Annotated in this window: 2 protein-coding genes; both read right to left on the bottom strand. The window is 73.3% G+C overall.

The features are described 5' to 3' along the window. The coding region (locus tag Sri02f_RS40665) for a type I polyketide synthase (protein WP_159106896.1) at positions 1-2,716 on the bottom strand (2,716 nt) is incomplete at its 3' end. 83 nt (positions 2,717-2,799) lie between these two features. Beyond that, positions 2,800-5,780 (bottom strand): SDR family NAD(P)-dependent oxidoreductase (locus Sri02f_RS40660; protein ID WP_159106895.1); only part of this gene is annotated, 2,981 nt, incomplete at its 5' end.

Raw genomic sequence — 5,780 nt, 5'->3', positions numbered from 1 at the left:
CGTCGAACGCCGCCTCCCAATCGACGTCGACACCCCCCACGAACACCTCGCCCACCGACCGCAAGAACCGCTCCAGACCCCCCTCACCACGACGCAACGACCCCACCACCACACCATCCACACCCACCGCACCCATCGACTCCGCCACCACAAAACCCAACACCGGATGCGGACTCATCTCCACGAACACCCGCCGACCCTCACCCAACAGAACCCGCGTCACCTCCTCAAAACGCACCCGCTCCCGCAGATTCCGATACCAATACCCCCCGTCCAACAACGCCGTGTCCACCACCCCACCCGTCACCGTCGAATAAAACGGCACCCCCGACGACACACCCGACACACCCGCCAACACCCCCGCCAACTCACCCTCCACCCCCTCCACCTCAACCGAATGCGACGCATAATCCACCGCCACCCGACGAACCCGCACCCCCTCCCCACGCAACTCCTCCTCCAACACACCCAACGCCTCCACCCCACCCGCCACCACCACCGACGACGGACCATTCACCGCAGCAACCGACAACCCCCCACCCAAACGCCCCTCCACCACACCCACCGGCAAAGCAACCGACAACATCCCACCCCCACCCGCCAACGACGACGCAATCACCGCACTACGCCCCGCCACCACCCGCGCACCATCCTCCAACGACAACCCACCCACCACACACGCCGCCGCGATCTCCCCCTGCGAATGACCCACCACCGCAACCGGCTCCACCCCCACCGACCGCCACAACCCCGCCAACGACACCATCACCGCCCACAACACCGGCTGCACCACATCAACCCGACCCAACGCCTCCTCATCACCCAACACCTCCACCAACGACCACCCCACAAACGGCTCCAACGCCGCCCCACACCGCCCCATCCACTCCGCGAACACCACCGACTCCGACAACAACCCCAACGCCATCCCCACCCACTGCGCCCCCTGACCCGGAAACACGAACACCACACCGGAACCACCAGGAGCGGTGGTCGGTGCCGAGGTGTTCTCCGCCAGGGCGGTGAGGCGGTCCAGTGCTTCCTGCCGGGTGCCGGCGACCACCACGGCCCGGTGGTCGAACGCCGCGCGTGAGGTCAGGGAGAGGGCGACGTCGTGCAGTACGGCCTCGGGCCGGTCGTCCAGGAAGGCGGCGAGCCGCCTCGCCTGCTCGCGCAGGGCGTCGGGGGTCTTGCCGGACAGGGCCAGTGGCACCACGCCCCGGGGCACGACCGGCGCGGCGGCCGTCGGCGTGGACTCGACGGGTGCGCCGGGTGCGGTGGCTTCGGGGTCGGCCGCCGGAGCGGGCTGCTCGGTCGCGGGCGCCGCGGCCGGTGCGGACTCGATGACGACATGGGCGTTGGTGCCGCTGAGACCGAAGGACGACACGCCGGCTCGGCGCGGCTCGTCCCGCTCGGGCCACTCCCGCGCCTCCGTCAGCAGCTCGACCGCACCCGCCGACCAGTCCACCTCAGGCGTCGGAGCGTCCACGTGCAGCGTCTTCGGCAGCACACCGTGCCGCATCGCCTGCACCATCTTGATCACACCCGCCACACCCGCGGCCGACTGGGCGTGCCCGATGTTGGACTTCAGCGAACCCAGCCACAGCGGACGACCGTCGCCGGGCCGCTCCTGGCCGTAGGTGGCGAGAAGGGCCTGTGCCTCGATCGGGTCGCCGAGGGAGGTGCCGGTGCCGTGCGCCTCCACCACGTCGACGTCCGCCGCGGACAGCCGGGCGTTCTCCAGCGCCTGCCGGATCACCTCCCGCTGGGCGGGGCCGTTGGGCGAGGTGAGGCCGTTGGACGCGCCGTCCTGGTTCACGGCGGTGCCGCGGACGACGGCCAGGACGTCGTGGCCGTTGCGGCGGGCGTCCGACAGCCGCTCCAGCAGCAGGACGCCCACCCCCTCGGAGAAGCCGGTGCCGTTGGCGCCGGCGGCGAAGGCGCGGCACCGGCCGTCCGGGGAGAGCCCGCGCTGGCGGGAGAACTCGACGAACATCTTGCTGTCGGCCATCACGGCGGCGCCGCCCGCCAACGCCATCTCCGACTCGCCGGTGCGCAGGGACTGGACGGCGAGGTGGATCGCCACCAGGGACGACGAGCAGGCGGTGTCGACCGTCACCGAGGGGCCTTCGATGCCGAGCGTGTACGACACGCGGCCCGAGGCGAAGCTGCCGGTGCTGCCGCGACCGAGGTACGCCTCCAGGTCCTCGGGGACCTGTCGGACGCGCGGGGCGTAGTCGTGGTGCATGACGCCGGTGTAGAAGCCGATCCTTCGTCCGCGCAGGGAGGTGGGGTCGATGTTGGCGCGTTCGAAGACCTCCCATGAGGTCTCCAGGAGGAGCCGCTGCTGCGGGTCCATCGCCACTGCCTCGCGCGGGGAGATCCCGAAGAAGGGGGCGTCGAAACCGGCCACGTCGTCGAGGAAGCCGCCCTCACGGACGTAGGACTTGCCCGGAGCGTCGGGGTCCGGGTCGTACATGCCCGCCAGGTCCCAGCCCCGGTCGGCCGGGAAAGGGGTGATGCCGTCGACACCGTCGGCCACCAGCCGCCAGAGGTCCTCGGGGGAGGTCACTCCTCCCGGCAGACGACAGGCCATACCGACGATGGCGATGGGTTCCCATGCCTTCTCCTCGACCTCGCGCAGCCGGCGGGTCGCCTGACGGGCGGTGGCGACGGCCTTGTTGAGGTATTCGCGGTACTTCTTGTCGTCGGGCACGGTGAAGGTCAGCTCCTAGAGAAAGACTTCTGACGGCGGGCGGGCGGGCGGCGGGGGCGGCAGGCGCTGCGGGCGCGGCGGCGTCAGGAAGCGGTGAACTCGTTGAACTCGTTGTCGATGATGTCGAAGACCTCGTCGTCGGTGACCGAGTCGAGGTCGTCGTCGGCCTCGTCCTGAGCGGTGTCCGGGGACCACTTGGCCAGCAGGACCTGCAGGGCGGCGGTGACCTGGGCGCGGACCGCCCGGTCGTCGGGTACGGAGGCGAGCGCGGCCCTGAGCTTCTCGACCTCGGCGACCGCCCGGTGGACGGCGGGGCCGCCTTCGGGGGCGAGCGCCTCGCGCAGGTGGGCGACGAGCACGGCGGGCGCCGGGTGGTCGAAGAGCAGGGTGGCGGGCAGGCGCAGGCCGGTGGCGGCGGACAGCTTGTTGCGCAGTTCGACGGCGGTGAGCGAGTCGAAGCCCAGTTCCTGGAAGGCGCGGTCCGGGTGGACGGCGTGCGCGTCCTGGTGGCCGAGGACGACGGCGGTCTCCGCGCGGACCAGGTCGAGCAGGATTCCGTTCTGAGCGCTCTCCTCCAGGCCGGCCAGGCGCTCGCGCAGGGAGCCGGCCGTGGCGAGGTCGGCGCGCCGGGCGCGGGCTTCGGCCGCCGCGATGCGGCGGACCTCGGGTACGCCCTGGAGGAGCGCGGAGGGCCGGGGTGCGGTGAACGCCGCGTGGAATCGCTTCCAGTCGATGTGGGCGACGGTGATGCCGCTCTGACCGCCCGTCAGGGCGCGGTCCAGAGCGGTCAGCATCAGTTCGGGGCGTACGGCCTCGATGCCCTGGCGGCGCAGTCGCGGTGCCGAGGCGGCGTCGACCATGCCGCCGCCGGCCCAGGCGCCCCAGGCGATGGAGGTGGCGGTGCGTCCCTGGCTCCGCCGGCGCAGGGCGAGGGCGTCCAGGTAGGCGTTGCCCGCGGAGTAGGCGCTCTGGCTGCCGCTGCCCCAGACTCCCGCGATGGACGAGAAGACGACGAACGCGTCCAGGGGGGTGTCGCCGAGAGCCGCGTCGAGGTGGGCCGCGCCCGCCGTCTTGGCCGACACGACGGCGCCGAAGTCGTCGAGCGTCGTCTCCTGCAGGGTGCCGAAGCCGTTGACGCCGGCGGCGTGCACCACCGTGCGGACCGGGTCGCCGTCCGCCGCCAGCTTCGCCAGCAGGTCCGCCAGGGCCTGCCGGTCGGTGACGTCGACGGCGGCCACGGTGACCCGGGCGCCGGTCCCTGCGAGTTCGGCGGTCAGTTCCGCGACGCCCGGCGTGTCGGCGCCGCGGCGGCCGACGAGGACCAGGTGCCCGGCGCCGGCTGCGGCCATCCGGCGGGCGACGTGCCCGCCGAGGGCTCCGGTGCCGCCGGTGACCAGTACGGTGCCGGTGGGCCGCCAGGGTGTCTCGTCCGGCTGCGGCCGGTGGAGCGGTGTCCGCTCCAGGCGGCGGGCGAGGACCGTGCCGTCGCGCAGGGCGAGCTGGTCCTCGTCGACGCTGCCGCCGCCGAGCACCGTGGCGAGCAGAGCGCCCGTGCCGGTGTCGAGGGTGGCGGGGAGGTCGACCAGTCCGCCCCAGCGGCCCGGGTGTTCGAGGGCGGCGACCTGGCCGAGCCCCCACAGGGCGGCCTGGTCGGCGCTGTGCACCGGGTCGGTGTCGGAGGTGGCGACGGCGCCCTGGGTGGCGAGCCAGAGGGGCGCCTCGACACCGGCGTCGCCGAGTGCCTGGACGAGGGCGAGCGTCGCCGCCAGACCGCCGGTCACTCCCGGGAGGCCGGGGTGCTCGCTCTCGTCGAGGGCGAGCAGGGACAGGACGCCCGTGAGGGTGGCGCCGTCGGTCGCCGCGTCGGTCACCGTGCGGGTGAGGAGGCCGGTGAGCGCGTCGCGGTCCGGTGCCTCGACGGGCAGCGGCACGACGTGGGCTCCGCGGTCGCCGAGGGCGGTGAGGCACGCGGTGACGGTGGCGTCGTCCGTGCGGTCGGCGGGTACGGCGACCAGCCAGGCGCCGGCGGGGGCGGCGGCCGGGTCCGTGGTGTCCGCCGGGATCCAGGTCGTGCGGTAGACCTGGTTGTCCAGCCGGGAGGAGCCGGTCGCGCGGGCCAGGCGGGCTCCGGCGAGCTGTTCCTGGGTCACCTGACGGCCGATGAGGGCGTCGATGCGCGCTACGGGTGCGCCCTTCTGGTCGGTGACCGTGACCTGCCAGGTCTCCTCGCCCGCGGGGACGAAGTGTGCCCGCAGGCGGGAGGCCCCCCGGGTCCACAGGGTGATGCCGTTCCAGGAGAAGGGCAGTCGCGGCAGACCGGTGCCGTAGATCAGCGGGGCGTGCAGCGAGGCGTCGAGCAGGGCGGGGTGCAGGGAGAAGCGTCCCGCGTCCTCCTGCTGCTGCTCGGGCAGCGCGACCTCGGCGAAGATCTCGTCGTCGCGGGTCCACACTGCGCGCAGCCCGCGGAAGGCGGGGCCGTACTCGTAGCCGCGTTCGGCAAGGCCCGCGTACACGGACTCGACGTCGACGGGCACGGGGGTGGCGCCGGCCGGTGGCCAGACGAGGGCGGCCTCGGCGGAGTCGGGGTCCTCGGGGAGGAGCGTGCCGGCGGCGTGGCGGGTCCACTCGGGTTCGTCGCCCTCGGGGCGGGAGTGGACGGAGACGGCGCGGCGGCCCGACTCGTCGGGTGCGCCGAGTTCGACGCGGACCTGGATGCCGCCGTCCTCGGGGAGGATGAGGGGCGCCTCGATGACGAGTTCTTCGAGAGCGGCGCAGTCGGCTTCGGCGCCGGCGGTCAGGACCAGGTCGACGAAGCCGGTGCCGGGCAGCAGGGCGGTGCCCCACACGGCGTGGTCGGCCAGCCAGGGGTGGGTGCGTACGGACCAGCGTCCGGTGAAGGCGACGCCGCCGGTTCCGGGCAGGTCCACGGCGGCGCCGAGGAGCGGGTGCGCGGACGGGGTGAGACCGGCGGAGGAGACGTCGCCATCGGCTCGGTGCGACGTCAGCCAGTAGCGCTGGTGCTGGAAGGGATACGTCGGCAGTTCCGTGCGCCGCGCTCCCCGCG

Origin of the sequence: Streptomyces rishiriensis, from assembly GCF_003112535.1 — a bacterium.
In the GTDB taxonomy this organism is placed as follows: Bacteria; Actinomycetota; Actinomycetes; order Streptomycetales; family Streptomycetaceae; genus Streptomyces; species Streptomyces rishiriensis.
The sequence above is the reverse complement of the archived record's forward strand: the minus strand, read 5'-3'. Positions and strand labels throughout refer to the sequence as shown.